The organism is Segatella oris, from assembly GCF_900637655.1.
Taxonomy (GTDB): domain Bacteria; phylum Bacteroidota; class Bacteroidia; order Bacteroidales; family Bacteroidaceae; genus Prevotella; species Prevotella oris.
Map to the genome: position 1 here is coordinate 1,263,306 of NZ_LR134384.1, position 26,117 is coordinate 1,289,422.

The 26,117-nt window shown below is 43.9% G+C and carries 21 protein-coding genes; 16 read left to right on the forward strand and 5 right to left on the reverse strand.

What is annotated here, in order from left to right; translation table 11 throughout:
- Positions 1-47: 47 nt before the first annotated feature.
- Complete coding sequence (locus EL210_RS05125) at positions 48-890, reverse strand: patatin-like phospholipase family protein (RefSeq protein ID WP_018920782.1); 843 nt, start codon at positions 888-890, stop codon at positions 48-50.
- Between the two features lie 105 nt (positions 891-995).
- On the opposite strand from EL210_RS05125, the gene EL210_RS05130 reads away from it, so the two are divergent.
- The 4 genes from EL210_RS05130 (at position 996) to EL210_RS05145 (ending at position 7,475) form a co-directional block, all read left to right on the forward strand.
- Positions 996-2,396, forward strand: a complete 1,401-nt coding sequence (locus EL210_RS05130) for an aminopeptidase P family protein (RefSeq protein WP_018920781.1) — start codon at positions 996-998, stop codon at positions 2,394-2,396.
- A 44-nt stretch (positions 2,397-2,440) separates the two neighbouring features.
- On the forward strand, positions 2,441-3,646 hold the full coding sequence (locus EL210_RS05135) for a C1 family peptidase (RefSeq protein ID WP_026285980.1): 1,206 nt from the start codon (positions 2,441-2,443) through the stop codon (positions 3,644-3,646).
- A 172-nt stretch (positions 3,647-3,818) separates the two neighbouring features.
- On the forward strand, positions 3,819-5,573 hold the full coding sequence (recJ, locus tag EL210_RS05140) for a single-stranded-DNA-specific exonuclease RecJ (protein WP_018920779.1): 1,755 nt from the start codon (positions 3,819-3,821) through the stop codon (positions 5,571-5,573).
- Positions 5,574-5,579: 6 nt separating this feature from the next.
- The gene (locus EL210_RS05145) at positions 5,580-7,475 is read left to right on the forward strand and encodes a RecQ family ATP-dependent DNA helicase (protein WP_018920778.1); all 1,896 of its coding nucleotides are present in this window, start codon (positions 5,580-5,582) and stop codon (positions 7,473-7,475) included.
- 746 nt (positions 7,476-8,221) lie between these two features.
- Here EL210_RS05145 and EL210_RS05150 read toward each other — a convergent pair.
- From EL210_RS05150 to radA, 4 genes are all read right to left on the reverse strand, one after another.
- Complete coding sequence (locus EL210_RS05150) at positions 8,222-9,769, reverse strand: Gfo/Idh/MocA family protein (protein ID WP_018920777.1); 1,548 nt, start codon at positions 9,767-9,769, stop codon at positions 8,222-8,224.
- 294 nt (positions 9,770-10,063) lie between these two features.
- Entirely contained in the window at positions 10,064-11,314 is a 1,251-nt protein-coding gene (locus tag EL210_RS05155) for a phosphoglycerate kinase (protein WP_004378557.1), read from the reverse strand.
- A gap of 177 nt (positions 11,315-11,491) precedes the next feature.
- On the reverse strand, positions 11,492-12,145 hold the full coding sequence (gene queC, locus EL210_RS05160; protein WP_018920774.1) for a 7-cyano-7-deazaguanine synthase QueC: 654 nt from the start codon (positions 12,143-12,145) through the stop codon (positions 11,492-11,494).
- 17 nt (positions 12,146-12,162) lie between these two features.
- Positions 12,163-13,545 (reverse strand): DNA repair protein RadA, encoded by a 1,383-nt coding sequence (radA, locus tag EL210_RS05165; RefSeq protein WP_018920773.1) that lies wholly within the window; start codon positions 13,543-13,545, stop codon positions 12,163-12,165.
- 114 nt (positions 13,546-13,659) lie between these two features.
- Between radA and EL210_RS05170 the strand changes: the two genes are divergently transcribed.
- The 12 genes from EL210_RS05170 to EL210_RS05225 all read left to right on the forward strand — a co-directional run bounded on the left by EL210_RS05170 (position 13,660) and on the right by EL210_RS05225 (position 26,104).
- Complete coding sequence (locus tag EL210_RS05170) at positions 13,660-14,574, forward strand: ABC transporter substrate-binding protein (RefSeq protein ID WP_026285979.1); 915 nt, start codon at positions 13,660-13,662, stop codon at positions 14,572-14,574.
- 9 nt (positions 14,575-14,583) lie between these two features.
- The gene (locus EL210_RS05175; RefSeq protein ID WP_018920771.1) at positions 14,584-16,911 is read left to right on the forward strand and encodes a tetratricopeptide repeat protein; all 2,328 of its coding nucleotides are present in this window, start codon (positions 14,584-14,586) and stop codon (positions 16,909-16,911) included.
- A 106-nt stretch (positions 16,912-17,017) separates the two neighbouring features.
- A complete protein-coding gene (locus tag EL210_RS05180) occupies positions 17,018-17,515 on the forward strand; it encodes a hypothetical protein (protein WP_018920770.1) in 498 nt (165 codons plus the stop codon).
- Between the two features lie 550 nt (positions 17,516-18,065).
- Positions 18,066-19,880 (forward strand): LTA synthase family protein, encoded by a 1,815-nt coding sequence (locus EL210_RS05185; RefSeq protein ID WP_025879628.1) that lies wholly within the window; start codon positions 18,066-18,068, stop codon positions 19,878-19,880.
- Positions 19,877-20,554 carry a phosphatase PAP2 family protein gene (locus EL210_RS05190; RefSeq protein WP_018920768.1) on the forward strand — a complete coding sequence of 226 codons (678 nt, stop codon included), beginning with the start codon at positions 19,877-19,879 and terminating at the stop codon, positions 20,552-20,554. The genes EL210_RS05185 and EL210_RS05190 overlap by 4 nt, the downstream gene beginning before the upstream one ends.
- A gap of 62 nt (positions 20,555-20,616) precedes the next feature.
- On the forward strand, positions 20,617-21,300 hold the full coding sequence (gene tsaA, locus EL210_RS05195; RefSeq protein WP_018920767.1) for a tRNA (N6-threonylcarbamoyladenosine(37)-N6)-methyltransferase TrmO: 684 nt from the start codon (positions 20,617-20,619) through the stop codon (positions 21,298-21,300).
- A gap of 262 nt (positions 21,301-21,562) precedes the next feature.
- Positions 21,563-22,291 (forward strand): 3-oxoacyl-ACP reductase FabG, encoded by a 729-nt coding sequence (fabG, locus tag EL210_RS05200; protein WP_018920766.1) that lies wholly within the window; start codon positions 21,563-21,565, stop codon positions 22,289-22,291.
- Between the two features lie 55 nt (positions 22,292-22,346).
- Positions 22,347-23,576, forward strand: a complete 1,230-nt coding sequence (locus EL210_RS05205; RefSeq protein ID WP_018920765.1) for a beta-ketoacyl-[acyl-carrier-protein] synthase family protein — start codon at positions 22,347-22,349, stop codon at positions 23,574-23,576.
- 52 nt (positions 23,577-23,628) lie between these two features.
- Positions 23,629-24,192, forward strand: coding sequence for a DUF4410 domain-containing protein (locus EL210_RS05210; protein WP_025879629.1), 564 nt, complete (start codon positions 23,629-23,631; stop codon positions 24,190-24,192).
- A 112-nt stretch (positions 24,193-24,304) separates the two neighbouring features.
- On the forward strand, positions 24,305-24,754 hold the full coding sequence (locus EL210_RS05215; protein ID WP_018920763.1) for a hypothetical protein: 450 nt from the start codon (positions 24,305-24,307) through the stop codon (positions 24,752-24,754).
- 2 nt (positions 24,755-24,756) lie between these two features.
- Entirely contained in the window at positions 24,757-25,851 is a 1,095-nt protein-coding gene (locus EL210_RS05220) for a methyltransferase (protein ID WP_018920762.1), read from the forward strand.
- A 10-nt stretch (positions 25,852-25,861) separates the two neighbouring features.
- Positions 25,862-26,104, forward strand: coding sequence for an acyl carrier protein (locus tag EL210_RS05225; RefSeq protein WP_018920761.1), 243 nt, complete (start codon positions 25,862-25,864; stop codon positions 26,102-26,104).
- The last annotated feature ends 13 nt before the right edge of the window (positions 26,105-26,117 follow it).

Consider the following 26,117-nt stretch of genomic DNA (forward strand, 5'->3'; position numbering starts at 1 on the left):
TAGACAAGCGTAAAACCTTTCAGGATCGGGTAGGGCAGGCATTTCTTTCAGCCATTCTCAACAGCAAACTTCTCTCCAATAGCAAATCCCTCTTCGTAAAGTCGCTCAAGTTTCTCGACATCATTCTCTATTCTTCCCACTTCCATGGGACGCATAGGACGGATGCAAGTGATTTTACCTTCGGCTTCCAACCGGTCGATGAGGTCTATCTGTTGGTTATAGACAACATGACGGTGGCTCAGTGCTACGCGTAATCGAGGGTAGTTCTTATAGATGAAGGCCGGCACTTTGCGGTCTTTGCCCGTGTCGCGCCAGCCCTTGTTACGCGTCAGGATAACGACATTGTGCTCGTGTCCGGTCTCTATAGCACGGTTAATCGGTATGCTGTCGATGATGCCTCCATCGAGCATGGGAATGCCGTCAACGGTAACAATCTTGCTCACGTATGGCAGGCTGCTTGATGCCCTGACGATATCGAGCGAGCGTTGGCGGTCAGAAGTTTCGCTGAGATACATGGCCTTGCCTGTCAGACAGTTGGTGGTGACCATCTCAAAGTCCTTGGCATGTTTGAAATATTCATCGAAATCAAACGGTAAGAGTTGGTTGGGAAACTTGTCATAAAGCAGCTCACGGTCGAAAATGCAGCCTTGAGTGACGAGGTGGCGTATGCCAATATACTTGTAACGGGCCAGATAATCAATGTTGGAAATACGTGCGCGACGTGGCTGTCTGCTCACATAGCTCATGCCATTGCAGGCTCCGGCCGACACAGCTACGATGTATCTGAAATAGAGGTCATGCTTCATGAAGGCATCAAGCACACCACTTGTGAACACCCCACGCATGCCTCCGCCTTCAAGAACAAGTCCCGTTTTGCCATTAATTTTCATGTTTTACTGATAATTTTTCACCAAATTGCTTAATTTTCTTGCAAAGATAGCGTTTTTTAATCAGAAATATGTAACTTTGTAGGCAAATTAGAAACAAAACAGAATATGTTTGATACAGCTACATATATACGTCGCCGCAATGAACTTAAGAAGCTCGTTAAGGAAGGTATTATTATCTTGTTTGGAAATAATGAGTCGCCGGCCAACTTTCCTAACAACGGATATTATCCTTTCCGTCAAGACTCCTCGTTCCTGTATTACTTTGGACTTCAACGGGATGGTCTTGTCGGTATCATTGATATTGACAATGATAAGGACATCTTGGTTGGCAATGATATCGACATTGAAGACATCGTATGGTACGGCTCAGTGGAGAGTATGACAGAAATGATGCAGCGGTGTGGTGCGCAGGAAACGCTGCCGATGAAAGCCTTGAAGACCATTTGTAACGAGGCATTGAGCAAGCATCGCAAGATACATTTCCTACCGCCATATCGTCATGACATCAAAATTCAGGTGTTTGACCTGTTGGGTGTTCATCCTATCCAGCAGAAAGAAGCTGCCAGTATGGAACTAATCAAGGCTGTTGTCAAAATGCGTTCGGCGAAAGAACAGCAGGAAATCGAGGAACTCGAGCGTGCTGCCGTCATCGGTTATAAGATGCATACTACGGCAATGCGACTGACAAAGCCCGGTGTAACTGAGAAGTTTGTAAGCGGACAAGTTGACGGTATAGCGCATTCCTATGGTGCTATGGTCAGCTTCCCGACAATCTATACACAGCATGGAGAAATCCTTCATGGTGCACCTTCAATGAACAAGCTTGAAGAGGGACGTTTAGTGCTCTGCGATGCAGGCGGTGAAACCCTCAATAACTATTGTAGTGACAATACGCGTACGATGCCGGTCAACGGCAAGTTTACACAGCGTCAGCTTGAGATTTATTCTATTGTTGAGGCCTGCCATGACTATACTTTGGAGTTGGCTAAGCCCGGTGTGAAATATGCCGATGTGCATTTCGCCATTTGTAGACTGATGTTCGATCGCCTGAAAGAGCTGGGGCTTGCCAAGGGTAACACTGAAGAGGCGGTGAAAGCCGGTGCACATGCAATGTTCCTTCCTCATGGATTGGGCCACATGATGGGTATGGATGTCCACGATATGGAGAACCTTGACCAGATAAATGTGGGCTTTGATGAAGAAACAAGACCTAATTTGGAGCAGTTTGGAACAAATTGTCTGCGCATGGGACGCCGTTTGGAAGAAGGCTTTGTTGTTACGGATGAACCGGGAATTTATTTCATTCCGGCCCTTATTGATGAGTGGAAAGCAAAGAAACATTGTGCAGAATACCTCAATTTTGATAAGCTCGAAACCTATAAGGACTTTGGAGGTATCCGTATTGAAGACGATGTTTTGATAACGAAAGACGGCTGTCGATTTATTGGCAAAGACCGTATTCCATATCATCCGAAAGATGTAGAGGCTTTCATGGCCAACAATTGAGAATGTAAGAAAAGATAGTAGTAACAACATTATAATTGATTTAGATGAGAAAGTATTTAGTAATGGCGCTTCTTGCCGTGGTGGTATTAGGCGCTAATGCAGAAGAGAAGAAAGAACAGAAGAGTAATGCGAATAAGCCAGTGTTCACCACTGTAAAGGAGAATAAGATTACAAGTATAAAGAATCAGAGCCGTAGCGGTACATGCTGGGACTATTCTACACTGAGTTTTCTTGAGTCAGAAATCTTGAAGAAAACGGGTAAGACGTATGATTTGTGTGAGGCTTTCGTAGCAAATAAGACCTATCTTGACCGTGCCGTTCAAGTGGTACGCCTGCATGGTGACTGCCAGTTTGCGCAGGGAGGAAGTGCATATGATCCGATTTATTGTCTGAAGCATTATGGCATCTGCCCTGAAGATGCAATGCCACTGCCAGGTACACTCTATGGAGATTCACTCAATAACTTCAACGAGTTCTTTGATGTAATGACGCCATATGTACAAGCTATTGCCAAATCAAAGACCGATAAGCTTTCTACACAGTGGAAAGTGGCATTGCAGGGTATCCTTGATGCCTATCTCGGTAAATGCCCGGAGAAGTTCACCTATCAGGGAAAGACCTATACTCCGCAAACCTTTGCACAGAGTCTCGGCATTGATGCAGATGATTATGTAAGTTTCACCAGTTATACTCACCACCCATTCTGGACTTCATTTGCTGTTGAAGTGCAGGATAACTGGCGTAATCCACTCACATGGAATGTTCCACTTGACGACATGATGCGCATTATTGATAATGCCATTATGAATGGTTATACGGTAGCATGGGGTGGGGATGTTTCAGAAGAGGGCTTCACTCGCACGGGTTTGGCTTATTCCGTTGACGCTAAGAAAGCACAAAGTCTGAGCGGTAGTGATATGGCTCGCTGGTTGAAACTCACCAAGACAGAGAAGAAGAACGTGCTTGATTCATTAGGTTGCAAGGTTCCTGAGGTTCAGGCAACACAGAAATTGCGTCAGGAACGCTTTGATAATTGGGAGTTGACCGATGATCATGGAATGCTCATTTATGGTATTGCCAAGGATCAGAACGGCAAGGAATATTATATGGTAAAGAACTCTTGGGGGGAGACTGGCGACTACAAAGGTATCTGGTATATGACAAAGAACTTTATTGCCAATAACACAATGGACTTTGTTGTCAATAAAAATGCTGTCCCAAAAGACATTCGTAAAAAGCTCGGTATCTAAGTTTTAGAACCGCTCAAATATGAAAGCACAATCAGAAAAAAAACTTCTGGTTGTGCTTTTTTATTGTTTTTATTTTGTATCTTTGGGCACGGATTGTTGTAACCAAGCATGAAAAATCCGCTCGTATGCGTTTTCGCATACCGGAACTCAGAAGAAAATAAAAATGATATAAATGCATTTTAAATGGAATTACGAACCACCTACACCAGAAGAAAGGCAAGCAGCAGATGAGCTTGGAGGCAAGTTGGCGATCAATCCCATACTTGCACAACTGCTTATTCGGCGTGGCATAAAGACCGAGTCGGCTGCCAAGCGGTTCTTCCGTCCGCAATTAGCCGATCTCATTAATCCGTTCTTGATGAAAGATATGGATGTTGCTGTAGATCGACTCAATGATGCTATGGGGCGCAAGGAGCGTATCTTGGTTTATGGAGATTATGATGTCGATGGCTGTACGGCCGTGGCTTTGGTGTATAAGTTTCTTCAACAGTTCTATTCAAACATTGACTATTATATCCCTGATCGTTATGATGAAGGCTACGGGGTGAGTGAGAAAGGAATAGGATATGCGAAGCAAACGGGTGTCAAACTCATTATTATCCTTGATTGTGGCATTAAAGCTATCAAGGAAATAGAACTTGCCAAGTCGCTTGGTATAGACTTTATTATCTGCGATCATCATGTTCCTGATGAGCAGATGCCGCCGGCTGTGGCCATTCTTAATCCCAAACGGGAAGATGACAGCTTCCCTTTCAAGCATCTTTGTGGCTGTGGTGTAGGCTTCAAGTTCATGCAGGGGTGGGCCAAGAACAATGGCATTCCGTTCTCACGGCTTATTCCCTTACTTGATTTCTGTGCGGTTTCCATTGCTGCAGACCTTGTTCCTGTGACCGAAGAGAACCGTATTCTTGCCTTCCATGGACTGAAACAGCTCAATCAGAACCCAAGTATTGGCCTGAAAGCTATTATTGATATCTGTGGTCTGAATGGTCGGGATTTGTCGATGAGTGACATCATTTTCAAGATAGGGCCACGCATCAATGCATCCGGTCGTATGGAGAATGGCAAGGAAAGTGTTGACTTATTGGTAGAAAAAGACTATAATATAGCACTTCGCAAGGCCAAGCATATTGACGAATACAATGAGCAACGCAAGGATATTGATAAGCAGATGACCGAGGAAGCCAATGTTATCGTGGCGAAACTCGAAAGCCAGAAGTATCATTCCAGCATTGTGTTGTATGATGAAAACTGGAAAAAGGGAGTTATTGGCATTGTGGCTTCTCGTCTCACTGAAATCTATTTTCGCCCTACAGTGGTGCTTACACGTGATGGAGATCTTGCAACCGGTTCGGCCCGTAGCGTCACAGGCTTTGATGTCTACGCTGCTATCAAACACTGTCGTGACCTATTGATGAACTTCGGAGGCCACACTTATGCAGCCGGTCTGACGCTCCGTTGGGATGATATTCCTCTGTTTCGTAAGAGGTTTCAGCAGTATGTGGAAGACCATATAGCGCCCGAACAGACAGAAGCCACTATTCATCTTGATGCCCAACTTGATTTCAAAGACATTACCAAGAAGCTTTATAACGACTTGAAACGCTTTGCTCCCTTTGGACCTGAATGCACAAAACCGCTCTTTTTCACACAAGGTGTCTATGATTATGGCACGAGTAAGGTTGTCGGTCGTGAGCAGGAGCATATCAAACTTGAGCTTGTTGACTCTAAATCCAGCAATGTTGTCAATGGCATAGCCTTTGGTCAGAGTGCTTCTGCGCGTTATATCAAGAGCAAACGCTCGTTTGATATCGCTTATACTATTGAAGCCAATGTGTTCAAGCACAATCAGGTGCAGTTGCAGATTGAGGATATCCGTCCCGGGGAAGAGCATGAAAGCAAGGGCTTGGTGACAGAAGAAGAATAAGCAAGCATGGAATATCGGCAGATATTACAGCAATATTGGGGGTATCCCGACTTTCGTGGTATTCAGGAAAACATCATCAGGAGTATCGGCGAAGGTAGGGATACACTTGGTCTGATGCCGACCGGTGGAGGAAAATCCATTACGTTCCAGGTGCCGGCTTTAGCCAAAGAAGGGGTCTGCATCGTAGTTACGCCATTGATTGCATTGATGAAAGACCAGGTAGATCACCTCTTGGAGCGGGGCATCAAGGCTGCTGCCATCTATTCTGGAATGACGCGTCAGGAGATTATCAAGACTTTGGAGAATGCTGTTTTCGGTGGTCTGAAACTGCTCTATATCTCTCCCGAACGCCTTTCCTCCGAACTGTTCATAGCAAAGTTCCGCCATATGAACGTGAGTTTCATCACAGTTGACGAGGCACATTGTATCAGTCAGTGGGGCTATGACTTTCGTCCTTCCTACCTTCATATTGCAGAAATCCGCAAACTTAAACCCGAAGTGCCCGTTCTTGCACTGACGGCTACGGCCACACTGAACGTGATTGATGATATTCAGGAGCGTCTGAATTTTAAGCAGAAAAACGTCTTTCGCATGAGTTTTGAGCGAAAGAACCTCAGTTATGTAGTCCGACAGGCTTCGGATAAGGAAGCAGAATTAGTGCACATTCTCAATATTGTCAAGGGCAGTGCCATTGTTTATGTGCGTAGCCGTAAGCGTACAAAGGAGGTTTCTCAACTGCTCAACAAGAACAATATCAAGGCAACTTATTATCATGCAGGCTTGGAACATTTCACGAAAGATATCCGTCAGCAGGAGTGGCAGCGTGATGAAATACGCGTAATGGTAGCAACAAACGCTTTCGGAATGGGCATAGACAAGCCTGACGTGCGTATGGTTGTCCACATGGACTGCCCTGATTCCCTCGAAGCCTACTTCCAGGAAGCGGGCCGCGGAGGTCGGGACGGGCAGAAATCCTATGCAGTTTTGCTCTATAATTCCTCTGATGCACGCAAACTTCACAAGCGTATTGGCGACAATTTCCCAGAGAAAGACTATATAAGGAAAGTCTACGACTCACTTGCTTACTTCTATCAGATAGGGGTAGGCAGCGGAGTTGGGCACACGTTTACATTCAATATCGTAGATTTTTGCAGTGCCTTTCATCTTTCGATGATGTTGGTTGATGCTGCACTTCATATTATTGAACGCCTCGGTTATATCGTTTATGAGAATGATCCCAACAACAGTGCGCGGCTGATGTTCCTGCTGTCACGCAGTCAGCTCTATCTGCTCGACAATTTGAGTCCGATGGAAGATGTTGTCATTGATACCTTGTTGCGTCTTTATGGAGGGCTGTTCAACGATTATGTCTATATTGATGAACAACTCATTGCATATAAGGCCGATCTCACGCAGCAGCAGGTTTATTTGGTATTGAAGAACCTCAGTGCACGCCATATCCTGCATTTCATCCCACAACGTAAGATGCCTTATGTCAGTTTTCTGCGTGACCGTGTCGATGGGGAACTGTTGGTTATCAGTCGGGAGGTCTACGAAGACCGTAAAACGGAATTTGAAAAGCGCATTCAATCCGTTGTCTCCTATGCTGAAAATGATAGGATTTGCCGTAGTCGTCAACTGCTCCGTTACTTCGGTGAAAAGGATTCTGAAGATTGTCGGCATTGTGATGTGTGCCTCGAAAAGACTACAGATCAGACCCATGAGGGTAGAGTGGAACCTTGCAGACAGGCTGTTCTCGATTTCTTGGCAGACAGGAAAAGACACCTCCTTGCTGAACTTGATACGCTGAATTTGCCTGAAAGACAATTAGATGAGGCGCTTGAATATCTTATTCAGGAGGAAGAAATAAGATTAGAAGGCAGTTATATCTGGAAAGAATAATTCACATGTCCGTTCCAAATGATGTTGAAGATTAGTTTGCTTGTCGCTACTTTGTTTTTGTTGATGAACATTACAGGATATCAAGAGAAACCAACGGTATTCACAATCATACCATTTTAGGATGTAATCTCCGTTTTGCTTTTTAACAATAGGTCTTAAACTGGCTACATATAGTGGCATATATTAAACTATAATCTCACTTTTCAGAAAATACATTACAATTGCTTTCTCAAAACTCGCGTATTTGAAATATCTTCTCGCTCGGCTCAAAATAAGTGCTGTTTTAGGGTAGTTTGTAATTCGTTGTTAGTCAGATAGTTGTGAAATTTGCTTCGAAATTCATTGCAAAATGACATGAAAAAATGATGTGAAATGCCTTATTTCAGCCCGTTGTTTGTATGATTTCACCATGCGTTTTCATGCAGTTTATCGTGTAAAGTGCCTCATATTAGAAGCTGAGATGTCTCAAATTGCCAATAAAAATGGTTGAAATTGTGAATTTACTTCTATTTCGTGGGAGTTTTTTCTCCAGAAGGTGAACTTTTGAGAAGTTAAATTCAGGGTAGCAATCTTTACAGGACAGGAGTGTCGTATTTCTCTATTTATTTACGAACTTCCTGTGACTTTGGTTTGTTGATGGGATTATCTCTTTATGTTTGGAGAAGCAGTGCATCAATCTATGGACTGATTATTGATACACTGCTCATATCCTTTTATGGAGGAGAACCCATGCGAAGTTCTGCTTATTACTTCTTCTTTGCAGTCTTGTCAAACTTCGCCCAGAATTTCTTTCCTTGTTCTTTAAGTTTCAGTGTGAATGCTGCTGCATCTTCAGCTGCTTGCTTTTCGTCTTCTGCATTAGCATATGCGTGACGGAAACCATGCGTCTTGTTCCACTCACCACGCGTGAAGTCGGGCACTTCCACGGGGATGTTTCCATTGTCCATAGATATAGTTCCCAATTCAGCCAAGCAGCACCATTCTGCCAAGTCATAGACATCAATATCCAATGGCAGACCATTTTGCAGACAATAGACCAAGCGTGAATCCATGATGAAGTCCATACCGCCATGTCCACCGACTTCTTTAGCCTCTTTTTCATACTTGAGGACAATCGGACTTTCATATTTTTCGACCAGCGCCTGCGCGTCTTTTTTTGAAAGATATGAGTGTCCGGAGAGGTCATCTGCAGATGGGGTGACTCCTGCATTTGAGAGTTCTTTGGATGAAAGTGCAAAGCCTTCGAAGGGATATTTGTTGGCAAAGCCCTTGGTTCCCGTAAGTTGATACATTCGGTTATAAGGCTGCGGAGTCATTACGTTGTGGATGATTTCAATGACTTTTCCATTCTCTGTGCTGATGAGTGTGGTTGTCTGGTCACCATTACGAAAGTCTTTACATTCTTCTCCTGACATCTTTTCAACATGTTTCTTGCCGTTTACCGACTTGGTATCCATGGCAATAAGGGTTTTCATTCGGTCTCCTCTGTGGATATCCAACACTTGAGCTACCGGGCCTAAACCATGAGTAGCATAGAGGTCTCCACGGAATTTCTGGTTGTATTCCAATCTCCAACCTAATTTATCTTGGTCATTTTGTTTCCAATAAGCTTTCCAGAAAGGCGTCAGGTCGTGACGATATGCCCCCTGAACATAAAGGATTTCACCGAAAACTCCCTTTTGTGCCATGTTCAAGGCGTTGAGTTCAAAGAAGTCATAACAGCAGTTTTCCAACATCATGCAGTGTAGACGCTTCTGTTCAGAAAGGTCGATGAGCTGCCAAATCTCTGACATATTCATGGCTGCGGGAACTTCAATGGCCACATGTTTACCATTGGTCATGGCTTCGCGTGCTACCAGAAAATGATGTTTCCAGTCGGGAGCTATATAAACAAGGTCTATGTCCTTGCGCTTGCACAGCTGCTTATAGCCATCTTCACCCGCGTAGATTTCAGCTGCCGGCATGCTCGCTTTGCGCAGATACTCCTGGCATCTCTCGGCTCTGTTGCGTTCATGATCGCACAGTGCAACGACCTGAATACCTGGTATATGCGTCCAACGTTCGACGGCATCATGGCCTCGCATGCCCAAGCCTACAAAGGCAACGCGCACAACTTTCATCTTTGGAGTAGTAAGGTGAAGTGCACTTTGCTGTCCGGGTAGGCGATTTGGAACTTCTGTTACGGCCTTTCCATTCTTGATTTTGTATGGCCAATTGAATTGAGCTGATACAGTTGAGGGGTAGATTACACTGCCAAGCAGACAGACAGTCGTTAATAATGTTTTGAAATTCATGTTTTTTCGATATTTGTTTACAGTTAACTTTGGGTTTCCCAATGAAATGGTTATGTTTTTGAATATAGGTTTTCTCACTATAATGATAAGTCTGATGAGAGTTGGGCAGAATGCCCTATAACACTTATACAAGTCTGTTTATAGCTTATAGATTATTGAAGCTTAAACAAAAAGAACTATACCTAACGCTGTTCTTGAGTGTTGATATAGTTCTTTTTGCGTATTTCTAAGGGCTGAAAACAACTGAAAAGTGGTTCCAAACCCTCTGATAATGATTTCGTTTTCGGTTCAGGATTATTCGCCTTCAATAGCTGCTACGCCGGGAAGAACCTTGCCTTCGATAGCTTCAAGCAGGGCACCGCCACCGGTAGAAATATACGAAACCTGGTCGGCCAAGCCAAACTTATTGACACAAGCAACGGAGTCGCCGCCACCAATCAAAGAGAATGCACCCTCTTTGGTTGCTGCTGCAACAGCTTCAGCAATAGCCTTTGAACCACCAGTGAAGTTATCAAACTCGAATACTCCGGCCGGGCCATTCCATAAAATGGTCTTAGAACCCTTGATAGCATCCGCGAAAGCCTTGCGTGTTTCAGGGCCTGCGTCCATGCCTTCCCAGCCATCTGGAATGTCATTGGATGGGCAAACCTTCTGGTTGGCATCGTTCTTGAAGTCGTCTGCAATAATAGAATCCGTACCAAGAACTAACTTTACATTGTTTTCCTTGGCTTTCTTGATAACGTCTAAAGCAACATCAAGTTTGTCATCTTCACAGATACTCTTGCCAATCTTGCCACCTTGTGCCTTGGCAAATGTATAGGTCATGCCACCACATAGAATGAGATTGTCGACTTTGCCAAGCAAGTTTTCGATGATACCAATCTTGGTAGAAACCTTAGAACCACCCATGATGGCAGTGAAAGGACGCTTAATATTATTGAGAACAGCATCAACAGCCTTTACTTCTTTCTCCATCAAGTAGCCCAACATCTTGTGATCTTTATCAAAGAAATCAGCGATAACAGCAGTTGAAGCGTGCTTGCGGTGAGCCGTACCGAAGGCATCCATCACGTAGCAGTCAGCGTAAGAAGCCAACTTCTTGGCAAATTCTTTCTGACGAACTTTCATTTCTTTCTTGGCTTCATCATATTCAGGAGTGCCCTTTTCTACGCCTACTGGTTTGCCTTCCTCTTCAGGATAGAAGCGTAGATTCTCTAACAACAGAGCTTCACCCGGCTTCAGTGCTGCAACTTCTGCATCTGCATTGGCACAGTCTTTGGCAAATTTAACGTCTACACCTAATGCGTCAGAAACGTTCTTTACAATCTGAGAGAGTGAGAGTTCCGGCTTTACTTTGCCTTTAGGTTTCCCCATGTGACTCATCATGATGAGTGCGCCACCGTCGGCTAATACCTTCTTCAAAGTAGGAAGGGCACCACGGATGCGGGTGTCATCTGTTACGTTACCTTTCTCATCCAAAGGGACATTGAAGTCCACACGAACGATTGCCTTCTTGCCGGCAAAGTTGAATTGTTCGATTGTCATTTTGTCTTTATGTTTTAAGTTAATATTGTTTATCTTTCTTTCTACAAAGATACACTTTTCCATGCACAACAGAAAATCATTCATGAAGAATTAAGAGATTTTCGTACATGATATGCCTGAACTGCTATATGCAGTTGACAATTTCCTTTATTCAAAGGACTTTAGCGCAGGAGAAGACTATTCTTCGTACTCCGTTGCATCTTTAATACCTGCTTCTGCCAAGGCTTCTTTGCGTTCGACACATGTCCCACATTTGCCACAATGCTTGTCACCACCTTTGTAGCAGCTCCATGTTTCGGTATAGTCGAGGCCAAGCTTCTTGCCGATACGGGCGATATCGCCTTTTGTGATATTGGTATAAGGTGCTTCAACATGGGCATTGACAAAGGTGCCGGCATAGGCCGCAGCATCTATGGCCTTGATGAATTCGGGGCGACAGTCAGGATAAATAGTGTGATCTCCGCCGTGATTGGCTATTAAAACCTTTTTAAGATTGTTGCTTTCTGCAATGCCAATGGCGATAGAAAGCATGATACCGTTGCGGAAAGGAACTACTGTTGACTTCATGTTGTCATCGGCATAGTGTCCTTCGGGAATGGCTTCAGCACCTTCAAGCAGTGAACTTTTGAAATATCGGTGCATGAAATCAAGATTAATCGTGATGTGTTTGATGCCTAACCGCCTGCAATGCATTTCGGCAAGTGGTATCTCTTTGGCGTTATGATTACTGCCGTAGTCGAAACTGATGCCGAGCGCTATCTCGTCTTTCTTGTCATAAAGCAGCGTGATGCTGTCCATACCGCCACTGACAATGATTACAGAATCTTTCATTTCTATTTGTTTTTATATTATCCGAATAATGTTCTCAAGGCCTCTTCTACCTTTCTTACAGGGTGGAGTTCTATCTTGTATTTGCGTTTGTCGAAACCTTTGAGGTTATGAGCTGGTATAATCATGTGGGCAAAACCTAACTTCTCGGCCTCTGCAATGCGCTGTTCTATACGGTTGACAGGGCGCACTTCGCCGCTTAGTCCTACTTCTCCCGCCATACACCAGCCTGCTTCAATAGCCGTATCAACATTGCTTGACAACACTGCTGCTATCACACTGAGGTCCATGGCAAGGTCGGTGACGCGTAGTCCTCCTGCAATATTGATGAAAACATCCTTTTGCATGAGTTTGAACCCTACGCGTTTTTCAAGTACGGCAAGCAGCATGTTGAGGCGCCGTTGGTCAAATCCTGTGGCCGAACGCTGTGGAGTTCCATAGGCCGCTGAAGACACCAAGGCTTGTGTTTCAACCAAGAAAGGACGCACTCCTTCTATGGCAGAAGAGATGGCTACACCTGAAAGTCCTTCATGATCTTGGCTTAACAACAGTTCTGAAGGATTGGAAACCTGACGCAATCCATTCTGTTGCATCTCATAGATACCAAGTTCCGAAGTGCTTCCAAAACGGTTCTTGATAGACCGAAGAATACGATACATGTAGTGTTGGTCACCTTCAAATTGGATAACGGTATCGACAATATGTTCCAATATCTTTGGCCCTGCCAGCGTTCCTTCCTTATTAATGTGCCCAATTAGAATGACGGGAATACCACTTGTCTTTGCAAAACGCAGCAAGGCAGCAGCACATTCGCGCACTTGAGTAATGCTTCCGGGAGAACTTTCAACGTCCGAAGTGGAAATGGTCTGTATGGAATCGATGACAACTAATTCGGGTTTTACCTCTTTTATATTGTCAAAGATGCTTTCAAGTGAGGTTTCACAGAGTATCATTACCTCACTGTTGCCCCCGATACGCTCTGCTCTCATCTTGATTTGGTGGGCACTTTCTTCACCGCTTACATAGAGAATGCGGCGTTCGTTCATGTGAAGAATGGTCTGAAGAGTAAGCGTACTCTTGCCTATTCCTGGCTCACCGCCTAATAGAACGATGCTTCCCGGCACTAATCCACCACCGAGAACACGGTTCAATTCGTCATCGTGCATGTCGATTCGTGGCTCATCTTTGGCCGATATCTCATGCAGGAAGAGAGGCTTGTTCTTATTCGTTATGCTGCTTCTGACGGCATGTGCTGCATTTTTTGCAGCCATAGAACCCGTGTCATTGGCAATACGTATCTCCTTAAAAGTGTTCCATTGGCCGCAACTTGGACATTTCCCAATCCATTTGGCAGACTCTTGTCCACAGTTACTACATACATATGCAATTTTATCTTTGGCCATTTCTTGGTTTGATTTTATCTGATAACCCTACAAAAGTAGTAATAAATTCTATAGTTACAAAATTATTTGTTACTTTTGCATGGTTTAGAAACGGATAGAAAATGCGGTTGAATAATGAGATTTCCGAATTATAAAGTACTTCTTTTCGCCTTGTTTTTGCTCGTTGTTGCCTGTGGACGGTCTTACGAAGAGCAAAGAAGAATGTCACGTGCAGAGCGCTATCGTCTCTTTCGTGAAGACTCCTTGGCTTTGAAAATAGCTGTGATGCCCACGCTTGATTGTCTTCCTTTGTATTTGATGAAAGACCATCAGCTTTATGATACAGCGCAATTGGATTTGCGTTTGAAGTTCTTTACGGCACAAATGGACTGTGACACCGCTCTGCTGAACAGGCGCGTAGAGGGTTCAATCAGCGACCTTGTGCGTACTGAACGCATGAAGAAACGCGGCCTACAGCTTGATTATCTCACGGCCACCAATGCCTATTGGCAACTTTATTCCAATCGGAAAGCCCGTTTAAAACATCTCAATCAACTTGGTGATAAGATGATAGCCATGACGCGTTTCTCGGCAACCGATTATCTAACCGACCTCACCCTTGATACTGTCAAGACGCGGGCACGGGTCTATCGGGTACAACTCAATAATGTCTTTATACGTCTTGACATGCTGCTCAACAATGAGATTGATGCCCTTTGGCTCACGGAACCTCAGGCCACAAAAGCCCGAATACTCGATAATCCGATGTTACGCGACAGCCGAGATTTCAGGCTTTCGCTCGGTGTATTGGCCTTGCGACATGCTGGAGTGGCTGATAAACGGCGCAAAATGCAGTTGAATGCGTTTGTCAAGGCTTACAATGCAGCTTGCGATTCTATCAATCAGAACGGCCTACAGCATTATGCTGATTTGTTGAGGAAGTATTGCAAGGCCGACGATAAGACCATTACAGCATTACCGAAATTGCGTTTCCAACACATCACTGCACCGAAACCGAGTGATATCCGTGCAGCAAAATCTTTCGAATAACCCCTCATCATGCATCCAACCTCACCTGAACTACAGCCTGTCTGGTCACAGCTTCTCGAACAGCAGAACCTGCCTTTGGCATTGAAGACACTTCGGCAATTCCTCAATGAAAAGGGAATACCGCAGTTTGATGCCCGTCTTGATGATATCATGTCAAGCTATCAGCTCATGAAAGACTATATGTTGCGTGGCTATCAAGACCCTATGCGCCCACAACTTTATCATTCCATGTTGCAGCAGCTCTATGCGGTGGCTTTTGATGTGCGGCTTCGTTTGGCTGTTATCAAAGGGGGCTATCATGGTCTGGCAGAGTTAAGTGCACGCAGAATTGATTTGAGCAATAAAGAGGTAAGGCTGCAACTTGAGGGGTATGTGCAGGATTTGGCGATGCTTTCTTTGGAGCCTGAGGGCATACGTAAGGAGAAAGAGCATTATCTCCGCCGTCAGCACCAACACTATCTATCCTCTGTTTTCGATGCCATTGTGGTTTCCTACTATTGGAACGAGGCTGTCTATGATGCCTTGTTGAAGTTGTTTTGCAGTCCGATGGTTGACACCTTTGATAGCCAGACACTGCTTTCTGCCGTGACACTCAGTGGCATGAACGGTTTTGATCCGTTGCGTTTCAAACTCTTGTTAGAGGTGTGGCAACAGACCGAAGCCGATGAAGAACTGCGCCAACGTGCATTCGTGGGGTGGGTGTTGTTGGCTTCTTCTGATGGAATGCAGCTTTTCGAAACCTCTGCCAAGCTATTGAAAGAGACGGTTGAGGCCCCGGATGCTGATGCTTTGCGTCGCAACCTGTATGCACTGCAATGCCAGATATTCTTTTGCAGCAACGCGCGACGCGACAATGAAAAGATGCAGAAAGACATCATTCCCACGCTGATGAAAGGGCAACAGCTGCATTTCAACCGCTTTGGAATAGAGGAAAAAGAGGAAGATACCTTAGAGGATATTCTGCATCCCGACAAGGCAGAGCAGGAAATGGAGCGTGCAGAAGAGAGCATAAACCGCATGATGGAAATGCAGAAGCAAGGTGCCGACATCTATTTCGGCGGTTTTTCACAGATGAAACGCTTTCCTTTCTTCTCGTCGGTCAGCAATTGGTTTGTGCCTTTCTCCAAGCAGAACCCTGACATGGAAGCAGTGTTAAACCAATTGGGCAACGCTAAAATCGTTGATATCATGCTCAACGGGAGTCCTTTCTGCAATTCTGATAAATATTCCTTTGGCTTTGCAATCAAGTCTGTCTACGCCCAGTTGCCTGCCAATGTGCGTGAGATGATGAATTCGGCCGATGGCATGATGTTGCGTCCAAGCTATGAAGATGCGGACAAACCTGCCTATAAGCGCTTGCAATATCTGCAAGACCTTTATCGGTTTTTCGAACTGAATGCTTATCGTGAAGAATTTAGAAATCCCTTTTGGAACGATTGTTCTGCAGAGCAAAATGACCAGTTCTTCCTGCATAGAGCCCTTTCTTTCTCAGCTTTCCACAAGGAAATCATCGCGTTGATGGCCTTTGCCGTGAAACGGAAAGAATGGAAATTCTTGCGTCAGTTGTATGAACGTTACCCTTTGTCGGAGACCGAGATACACCAGATGTTGGCTTCAGACAGTGAACGCCTGTTGCGCTATTACCGTCTGCAATACACGCTTTTCAATCATTTCCACGAAGAAAAGAAGGCTTTTGCCGCAAGCCGTACGGTGATTGTTGTCGGCCTGTTACGCCATGAAGAAAGCGGAGTGGGGGTGGAAAGTCTGGAGTTTGACGATGAAACAGGCCTGCCCACGCTATCCGACAAGCTTCTGAAATTGGATAATGCCAACGAGAAAGAACTGCGCAGTTACGCAGCTTCAGCATTGCGCTACGGTAGGTTTGATGAGGCTAACCGGGCCTATCAGTATCTCTATGCCATGAAAGATGACAAGCGTTTCCTTTGGTATCAGTCATTGGCTTTAATGAACATGGGGCAGTTGGACGATGCGCTTAAGCTGCTCTATCCCCTCGATATGGAGGACGAGAATGTGTCGGTGAAGCGTACGATAGCCTGGATTTTGTTGTTGCAATGCAAGCCCATGCAGGCCGAACGCTATTATGATGCTATTCTTTCCACACAGGAAGTTATTGATGAAGACTATGTGAATGCAGGTTACAGCAAATGGTTACAGAACAAAAACAATGAGGCAGTGATTCTCTTCAAGAGCTGGGTTTCACGTCATTCTGACGAGAAAATCTCCTCTGTTTTCGTGCAAGACCGTCAGTTGTTGATGGATAATGGCATCACGGCGATTGACAGAATGCTGATGGAAGACATGGTTGAAACCTCGTGATGTGTAGGTATTCGCTTCCCTTGTTATCGTTTTTTATCGTGCTTTCCACTTGATTTTTCAGTAAGAAATCTCTGTAAAAAGTAATTTCAATCCATCGTATTCATACATGAAAAGACTCACTGACTTTTATCATAGCCTGCCTATTGTAAGGAATAATAAGGGAAACAGGAGCACTTCGCATGCCTACTTCAACTTTGAAGGAAAGCGATATACGATTGCCATAGACAGCAGTTCGGTGCAACCGCTTATTACGTTGAAAGCTCATCTGTCTGAAGAAACCTTCTATAGGATACTTTGTGACAATGATTTATTGATTGACAACAATCCTTATGGCATAGAATATTATGGCTATGAGCCGGTATTTAAGGCCGAAAAGAAAGATTACAGGAGTGGTGATGTGCACTATATTCTTATTCAAAATCTTGTGTTTATTGTCACGTTTGGTAAGGAAATGCTGCATGTAGAAAGTGTTTATCGCTTGGCTGATGACGAGATGCCAGCCCCCGAAGATAATCGGAAAATCTGGCAGAAAACCATAGCTTTCCTCATAATCATGTGCATGGTATATCTCTTTCTGCATTATTTGACAGCGCATTTCTGGTAGAATGGAAGAATAGTTCTTTGGTAAGCAATTCTCAATAAAGCGTATGAAACAGGGAGCCTGTTGTGCATTTTAGTTTGACAACGTACAGTTCTTTGGAGTCAGCCAGCATTCTTTTTCCCCTGTTTTTCTGTGAGGTTCCAACTTGTTTTGTCCTTAATGGTTATCTGTTTTGACGAGACTTGTTTTCTTTTTTCAAAACCATTGGGAATGGCTTTGTAATTCGTTGAATGACAACAGATTGGAAGTGTGTTTCTGACTTGCGTCAGATGAGCGTGTGATTAGCGTCAGAATGCGGGCTGATCTGCGTCAAGTTACACGCTCATCTGACGCAAGTGAAAAGCATGTTTGCAGCATGTTGAAAAGCAATGTGAATAGCGTGGTGATTTCCTCCTTGTTCAGACAGCGTTTCGGTTGTGGCTGTTCAGCTCTGCTGCAGCATGGGGAAACGGCAATGTTAATCTATATAAAAAAGCAGCCCGCAACGTGTTATGTTTGTCATTTTATGTATCTTTGCACATCAAACTTATGGAATATTGTTGTCTGAAAGGTGATGCTTCTAAATAGTTTAAGATTTTTTGCAGTCTACATATTATGGGCACTGTTGTTCGTTTTACAGAAACCGTGCTTTATGTTGTACCACCATGCGTTGTTCAAGCAAAGCAGTTTGGCTGACTTTTGGCAAGTGATGGTGCATGGTTTACCCCTTGATTTCTCTGTGGCCGGCTATTTCTCAGCCTTTCCCGGCATATTGATATTGACAGAGATTTGGTATCGGGGACGCATCATAAAGTGGTTTTATAAAGGCTATACAGCCGTGGCTGCACTGATTTTCTCCATGACATTTGGCCTCAATCTCGTGCTTTACGGCTATTGGGGCTTCCCGCTTGACTCCACACCGATATATTATTTCTTCTCCTCTCCGGCCAGTGCTTTGGCCAGTGTCAGCATGTGGATAGTCATCGGGGGCGTGCTCGTTGTCTTGCTTCTTGCTGTGGGCATCTATCTGTTGATGCAGCGAATGGAGAAGAAATTGAATTCACTTTCTGCGCCAAATCATCATCGCATCTGGAGCACATTTTGTCAGGTTGTTCTGTTAGGCCTGTTGTTTATCCCCATTCGTGGGGGCATAAAGGTATCGACAATGAATGTCGGTGAGGCTTATTTCAGTAAGGACATGCGGTTGAACCATGCTGCGGTGAACCCCGTTTTCAGTTTGATAGAGAGCTTCTCCAAGCAGGTTGATTTTGCTTCTCAATACCGTTTTATGAGCGAAAAAGAAGCAGCAGAGGTGGTTGGTCCAATGCTTTACACGGAGAGTGACAGCGTCATGCAGTTGATAACCACGAAGCATCCCGATGTGTATATTGTCATTCTGGAAAGTTTCTCGCGTGAGCTGATGAAGACAAATGCTGTCCCGAATATGAACAGATTAGCCAAGGAAGGCGTTTTCTTCAATCATTTCTATGCCAATAGTTTCCGTACAGACCGTGGCACACTGGCAATATTGAGTGGCTATCCCGCCCAACCGACGACAAGTTTGATGAAGTTAACCCGAAAAACCAATCATCTCCCGTCGATTGCAGGCATGCTGAACAAGAGCGGATATGGGTTGAAATACTACTACGGTGGAGACATTGACTTCACTAATCTGCGTGGTTATCTGATGGGAATGGGCTTCACCGACCATGTGTCTGATGAGGATTTTCCACATGAAGACCGTCGGAGCAAATGGGGAGTACCCGATCATCTGTTGTTTGAAAAGGTGCAGAACGACCTGAAAGAAAAGCCTGGAAAGCCGATGATGCGCATCATACAGACGAGCAGTTCGCATGAACCTTTCGATGTGCCTTACCACCACTTGCAGGATAAAGTGCTGAATGCTTTTGCCTATACTGATGCTTGTGTGGGGCGTTTTGTAGATTATCTGAAACGCAGTGGGCGCTGGAAACGCTCGTTGATTATCCTGATACCCGACCATTTGGGCTGTTATCCTGAGGATATAAGTGAGTTCAAAGTGGAACGTTATCAAATTCCAATGATTTGGTTAGGCGGTGTAGTGAAGGCTCCTTATGTCGTAGAAAGCTATGGCTCTCAGCACGATTTGGCTGCTACATTGTTGGGGCAGTTGGGGATATCTCATGCCTCTTTCATCTTCAGTAAGGACATGCTTGACAGTCGGGCACCTCATTTTGCTTTCTTTACTTACCCTGATTTATGGGGAATGGCAACCGAAGAGCAACAGATGATTTATGATAATGTTGCCGGAAAGACGGTACTTAGTCGTGGAAAACGCGGGCGCTCGACCATGGAAAAACAGGGAAAGGCGTATCTTCAGGAACTCTATAATGATATAGCCCGCCGATGATGACCGAACTGACTGATTTACTTTCTATGCTGAAAGCCATGGACACCATGGCGTTTCTGACAGTGAACAGTCATCATAATGCCTATTTCGACAGTGTGATGTGGTTGGTCAGTGGAAAGCTGATATGGGTTCCCATGTATGTTTCTCTGTTTTTTGTGCTCCTGAAGAATTATTCCTACAAGGTGGTTTTCGCTATTCTTCTGGCCATAGGAGTTGTTATCTTGTTCACGGATAGCTTCACTGCGCAGGTTATTCGGCCGTGGGTGTGTCGACTTCGACCAAGTAATTTGGATAATCCTATGTCGAGTATGGTACATATTGTGGATGGTTATCGGGGAGGAGCTTATGGTTTTCCGTCCAATCATGCAAGCAACACATGGGGCTTGGCATTCTTTATCACCTTCCTGTTCAGACGCTATAAGCTGACGTTTTTCTTCTTCCTATGGGCATTGTTGGTATGTTACAGCCGAATGTACTTAGGTGTTCATTACTTTGGCGACCTTTTGATTGGAGGGCTGTTGGCTTTGGCAGGAGCTTCTACTGTTTTCTATGTGTTCAGAAAAGTGAGTGGAGACACTCGACTTCAAAAGGTGAAATTCATTTATTGGCCAGTGTGGATAGGAGTTGCAACCTTTTTAGTTATCATGGTTTCTTCCATATTTTATCGTGTATGACGGTAGGGAAGATAGTCAGATATCGACAGTTCGGATTTGTTTTTAAACGTTAGTTTCAGCCTATGAAGATAGAACCAATAGCAGTTTTTCATTCCCCTTTCAATTCCAAGTTTGGCATTCCGAAGCAGAGCGGTATTGTGGAGGCATTGAAAGGCGAGATAGTTTTTCTTCCAGCCTACCGCAATCCAGATGCCTTGCGCGGATTAGAGGCGTTTGATTATCTATGGCTTATCTGGGAATTCAGTGCCAACAGGCATCATGCCAACAGTCTGATGGTGCGTCCGCCACGCTTGGGAGGCAATGAGAAAGTAGGCGTGTTTGCGAGTAGGAGTCCGTTTCGTCCCAATGGTCTTGGTCTCTCTTCGGTCAAGATAGAAACGATAGAATGGGAGACAAGTCGTGGCCCGATAATCCATGTTTTGGGTGCAGATCTCATGGATGCCACCCCGATTTACGATATCAAGCCTTATATCACTTATGCTGATGCCCATGTTGATGCATGCTGTGGCTTTGTAGATAGGTACCAATGGAAGCGGTTAGACGTGGTCATTGGTAGCGAAGCACAGGATTTCCTCTTGTCACATGGTTTTGATGCAGCACGTATTGATGAACTCAAAAGCATCTTGGCAGAAGATCCGCGCCCCCAGTATCAAGATGATCCGGATAAGATCTATGGAATGCCTTTCGCAGGGATAGACGTTCATTTCCAAGTAAAAGGCAATGTCTTGACAGTTTTAGCCGTGTGAAATACTGTTGTTTGGTTATTGCAACCTTGATGTTTTCCAATGGTATTAAGTGAAGGTGAATTACTGTCCTATGATAAAAAGTAATGTAGTAAAATTCAAAAGGCTATCTCAATACGTTCCTCTAAATAATAAAATAGGTGTAGAGGGGTGTCTTTTTTCTTTCGCTTATCCGTGTTTTAAAAAATATTTTATATCTTTGCAAGATAATAACGGTTGCTACATTCCGTTAAACTGATTTGACTAATTATTTACTCCAATTAATATGAAATATGCGTTAATAACAGGAGCCTCACGGGGAATAGGCCGTGCAGTTGCTTTACATTTGGCAAGGAACTACTCTGTTATTATTAACTACCAATCAAATACAGCATGCGCTCAGGAAGTGAAACAAGAAATAGAAGCCCACGGAGGGCGGGCTGAACTCCTGCCTTTTGATGTTTCAGATCCTAAAGCTATTGAAGCTGCCATAGACCAATGGGAGACGGCACATCCTGAAGAATTCATTTCGGTTTTGGTGAACAATGCCGGTATTCGGCGGGACAATGTGATGTTTATGATGTCGAATGACGACTGGCATAGCGTGCTTGACACAAATATGAATGGCTTCTTTTATATCACCCGCAGGCTTCTGAAGCACATGATGCCCCGCAAACACGGTGGAAGAATCATCAATATGGCTTCGCTTTCGGGATTGAAGGGAATGCCCGGCCAAGTGAATTACAGTGCTGCCAAGGCTGCATTGATAGGGGCAACAAAGGCTTTGGCGCAGGAAGTTGCACCGCGTAAGATTACGGTTAATGCTGTTGCGCCTGGTTTTATACAGACAGATATGACCAAGGAATTGCCGGAAGACGAACTGAAAAAACTTGTTCCTGTTGGCCGTTTTGGTAAGCCGGAAGAGGTTGCTGCCGTTGTGGGCTTCCTTGCTTCGGATGAAGCTGCATACATAACAGGTGAGGTCATCAGTGTGAATGGTGGACTCTATACGTAATTTTATTTTATGATAAGAAACCATTTTATCGGATCAAGATACAATATATAAAGGAATGGAAAGAAGAGTTGTTGTAACGGGCATGGGAATTTGGTCATGTCTCGGCACAGATATAGAAACAGTAAAACAATCACTATACGAAGGAAAATCGGGCATCGGCATACAGCCAGAACGTTTGGAATATGGCTATCGTTCGGCCTTGACAGGTATTGTTGAAGAACCTGTTATTACGAAAAAGATGCTTGATCGTCACACTCGTGCCGGTATGCCAGAGGAAGCAAGATATGCTTATATGTCAAGTTTGCAGGCTTTTGCCCAGGCAAATATCTCTGATGAATATCTTCGTGAGCATGAAGTAGGCTGTATCTTTGGTAATGATTCCTCTGCTCAACCAGTTATTGAAGCTTCGAAGATTATGGATGAAAAGCATGATTCTGCCATGTTGGGTTATGGACTTATCTTCCAGTCGATGAATTCTACGGTGAATATGAACCTCAGCACAATCTTTCATTTGCGTGGTGTGAATTTCACAATCAGTGCAGCTTGCGCCAGCGGTAGTCATTCCATAGGATTGGGCTTTATGTTGATAAAGCAAGGTTTGCAGGACATGGTGCTGTGTGGTGGTGCTCAGGAAACAAATTATTATTCCATGGCTTCATTCGATGCTTTAGGGGCTTTCTCTATTCGAATGGACGAACCCACCAAGGCGAGTAGACCGTTTGACAGAGACCGTGACGGCTTGATACCGAGTGGTGGTGCTGCTTCATTGGTGTTGGAAGACTATGAACATGCAAAGGCACGTGGTGCAAACATCCTTGCCGAAGTTGTCGGTTACGGTTTCTCAAGCAATGGAGGTGGCATCAGTCAACCTTCAGATGACGGCAGTGTTATAGCCATGACACGTGCATTGGAGATGTCGGATGTGGAAGCCGATGATATTGATTACATCAATGCACATGCTACAAGTACTCATCAAGGTGACATGTATGAGGCCATGGCCCTTAATCGAATGTTTGAAGGTAAGCATGCCCTTATCTCTTCAACCAAGAGTATGACAGGACATGAATGCTGGATGGCTGGTGCTTCTGAAGCTGTATATAGTATTCTGATGATGCAGAATAATTTCGTTGCTCCGAATATTAACTTTGAAAATCCCGATGAATATTCTGAGAAGATGAACCTTGCTACGGCAACCGTAGAGACTGAAGTAAACACGGTGTTGAGTAACAGTTTCGGTTTTGGTGGAACGAATTCAGCTTTGGTTTTGAAGAAATTCAAAGGGTAGAAATTGAGAAAAGTATTTTTAAAATAAAGTATTAACTAATAATTCTTGTATTATGAAAAGAATAGTATTGCTTCTTTCTTTTGTGATGTTCTGCGTAGTAAGTATGTTTGCAAAGGCTGATGTGACATTGCAGAGTGGTTCACTTTCCAAGCTTAAGGCCTCTAAAGCCAAGGTTTATGTGGTTTGGGATTATACGCATGCAACTTTGGAAGGCAAGAATGTGAAGGAGTTCTTGAAAGAAAAAGGAGCTGATTGGGAGCGGGATTATAAAGCGGAACTTCAGCGTGCTGAAAAGAATTTTATGGATCGTTTCAATGAAAAAACCAAGAGTGTAACTGTTACTGATAAGAAAAGTGAAGCAGAATACACAGTTGTCATTGAGGTGAAAGACTTCCATTACGGTAGTACGGGCGTTTCTGTTATGATAGGTTTTGGTGCAGGTGATGCGCATATGAATGCCTTGATGAATTTCTATGAAAAAAGCGTTAAGGAACCATTCGCTGTCATTGATGTAGACGGTGTTGCCGGTGCAGGCTATGGCAATGAGAAGCGTCGTGTAGAAACTTATCGGGAATTGGCAGAACAGGTCACTAAACTGATTAAGAAAGCTAAGTAAGCACAAGGTCTTTTTTGAGTAAAAAGAAGATAGAAAAGAAATTAATTGAAATCTCGGCAGTATGAAAAAGTACATAATTGTCTTATGTTGTCTGGTGTTTTCACTATCAACAATGGCTCAGAAGCTTGAGCAAGGTTCTCTTGCTTTGTTGAATAATGTGGGAAAAGCGAATTTCCAGATAGAGTTTCTTTCTATCCATGGAATGACAGAAAACGATTTTAGCAAGTATGAGGCAGACTGGGAAACCGATAAACTTACAGTTGTTGCCATTTTTACTGATTATGCAAACCGAAAGTTAAAGGGAAAATTGCTCTTGGGTAATTTCCCTAAAGAAAAATATACAGTAAAAGCAATCGTGAATGAGATTAATCAGAAAGGCAATTATGATTGTGACATTGTAGTCCTTGGTTCTAATAAGCAGGTGATTGCTAAGATTACCGGTGTTCGTGCAAAAGGTGGTGTTTGGGGAACCAAACTCAACTTGATAAAGGATGGTGCAGAGAATACAGGAAAGAAGTTTGGAGAGATACTCAAGTCAGAATTGGCAAAATCAAAGAAATAACAATGAACCTTTTTCAATCAGAAAGTGACAGGTATACTCAAGAACAGCTATCTGCTCGGGAAGCACAACGTCTTGCCGAGTATATAGCTTGGGGACCTGTTATCTTTCAGGTATCTCGTCTTATGGTTAAGTGGGGGATACTGGAGGCATTGCGTGACAGTATAGAGGGCTTGACTTTGAAGGAATTGAAAAAGCAGACAGCTCTTTCAGAGTATGCTTTGAAAATATTGTTGGAAGCATCGTTGAGTGCTGGTACGGTATTGATAAATAAAGATACAAACCGCTATACGATATCCAAGACAGGGTGGTTTCTGCTCAATGATCCTGCCACTCGCGTCAATATGGATTTCAACCATGATGTAAACTATCGTGGTATGTTCTATCTTGAGGAAGCACTTAACGAGGGGAAACCTGCAGGTCTGAAGACTCTCGGTGATTGGCCGACTATTTATGAAGGCCTGTCAAAGTTGGATAAGCAGGTGCAAGACAGTTGGTTTGGCTTTGACCATTTTTATAGTGATCATTCTTTTGACGAAGCATTGGATATAGTCTTCAGTAAGAAACCGAAAAGCCTAATGGATGTTGGTGGAAACACAGGGCGTTTTGCATTGCGTTGTGTGGGATATAATCCTAAAGTAAATGTCACGATAGTGGATCTTCCAGGTCAGATAGGTATGATGCAGAAGAATATAGAGGGGAAAGAAGGAGCAGACCGTATCTGTGGATTCCCAACGGATATTCTTGATAAACACTCTGGCTTACCACAAGGGACTTGGGATGCAATTTGGATGAGCCAGTTCTTGGATTGTTTCTCAGAAAAGGAAATTTATAGTATTCTCTCCCGTGCAGCAAAGGTGATGAATGTAGGCACGACGCTGTATATCATGGAAACATTCTGGGATCGACAGAAGTATGAACCGGCATCCCTTTGTCTTACTATGACGAGTGTTTACTTTACGGCCATGGCAAATGGGAATAGCAAGATGTATCACTCTGATGATATGATTAAGCAAATTGACCGTGCAGGACTGAAAGTTGTTGCCACTCATGATAGTATAGGCCAAGGACATACGATATTAGAAGTAAAATTAAAATAAATTAATAGTAATGGAAAGAAAAGAAATTGAAGAGAAAGTAAGAAACTTCCTCATTGAGGATTTGGAAATTGAGGAAGAAAATATTGCCCCAGAAGCAAAGTTGAAGGACGATTTAGGTATTGATAGCCTCGACTTTGTGGATATAGTAGTTATCGTAGAGAAGAATTTTGGCTTTAAGATTAAGCCAGAAGAAATGCAGGGTATCGTTACTTTGTCACAGTTCTGCGATTATATCGAGAGTAAGATTGGCTAATACAACTTTTGGC

Excerpts from the sequence above, each read along its gene's own strand:
- EL210_RS05125 (WP_018920782.1), bottom strand. The coding sequence starts at position 890 with ATGAAAATTAATGGCAAAACGGGACTTGTTCTTGAAGGCGGAGGCATG.
- EL210_RS05130 (WP_018920781.1), top strand. The coding sequence starts at position 996 with ATGTTTGATACAGCTACATATATACGTCGCCGCAATGAACTTAAGAAG.
- EL210_RS05135 (WP_026285980.1), top strand. The coding sequence starts at position 2,441 with ATGAGAAAGTATTTAGTAATGGCGCTTCTTGCCGTGGTGGTATTAGGC.
- recJ (WP_018920779.1), top strand. The coding sequence starts at position 3,819 with ATGCATTTTAAATGGAATTACGAACCACCTACACCAGAAGAAAGGCAA.
- EL210_RS05145 (WP_018920778.1), top strand. The coding sequence starts at position 5,580 with ATGGAATATCGGCAGATATTACAGCAATATTGGGGGTATCCCGACTTT.
- EL210_RS05150 (WP_018920777.1), bottom strand. The coding sequence starts at position 9,769 with ATGAATTTCAAAACATTATTAACGACTGTCTGTCTGCTTGGCAGTGTA.
- EL210_RS05155 (WP_004378557.1), bottom strand. The coding sequence starts at position 11,314 with ATGACAATCGAACAATTCAACTTTGCCGGCAAGAAGGCAATCGTTCGT.
- queC (WP_018920774.1), bottom strand. The coding sequence starts at position 12,145 with ATGAAAGATTCTGTAATCATTGTCAGTGGCGGTATGGACAGCATCACG.
- radA (WP_018920773.1), bottom strand. The coding sequence starts at position 13,545 with ATGGCCAAAGATAAAATTGCATATGTATGTAGTAACTGTGGACAAGAG.
- EL210_RS05170 (WP_026285979.1), top strand. The coding sequence starts at position 13,660 with ATGAGATTTCCGAATTATAAAGTACTTCTTTTCGCCTTGTTTTTGCTC.
- EL210_RS05175 (WP_018920771.1), top strand. The coding sequence starts at position 14,584 with ATGCATCCAACCTCACCTGAACTACAGCCTGTCTGGTCACAGCTTCTC.
- EL210_RS05180 (WP_018920770.1), top strand. The coding sequence starts at position 17,018 with ATGAAAAGACTCACTGACTTTTATCATAGCCTGCCTATTGTAAGGAAT.
- EL210_RS05185 (WP_025879628.1), top strand. The coding sequence starts at position 18,066 with ATGCTTCTAAATAGTTTAAGATTTTTTGCAGTCTACATATTATGGGCA.
- EL210_RS05190 (WP_018920768.1), top strand. The coding sequence starts at position 19,877 with ATGATGACCGAACTGACTGATTTACTTTCTATGCTGAAAGCCATGGAC.
- tsaA (WP_018920767.1), top strand. The coding sequence starts at position 20,617 with ATGAAGATAGAACCAATAGCAGTTTTTCATTCCCCTTTCAATTCCAAG.
- fabG (WP_018920766.1), top strand. The coding sequence starts at position 21,563 with ATGAAATATGCGTTAATAACAGGAGCCTCACGGGGAATAGGCCGTGCA.
- EL210_RS05205 (WP_018920765.1), top strand. The coding sequence starts at position 22,347 with ATGGAAAGAAGAGTTGTTGTAACGGGCATGGGAATTTGGTCATGTCTC.
- EL210_RS05210 (WP_025879629.1), top strand. The coding sequence starts at position 23,629 with ATGAAAAGAATAGTATTGCTTCTTTCTTTTGTGATGTTCTGCGTAGTA.
- EL210_RS05215 (WP_018920763.1), top strand. The coding sequence starts at position 24,305 with ATGGCTCAGAAGCTTGAGCAAGGTTCTCTTGCTTTGTTGAATAATGTG.
- EL210_RS05220 (WP_018920762.1), top strand. The coding sequence starts at position 24,757 with ATGAACCTTTTTCAATCAGAAAGTGACAGGTATACTCAAGAACAGCTA.
- EL210_RS05225 (WP_018920761.1), top strand. The coding sequence starts at position 25,862 with ATGGAAAGAAAAGAAATTGAAGAGAAAGTAAGAAACTTCCTCATTGAG.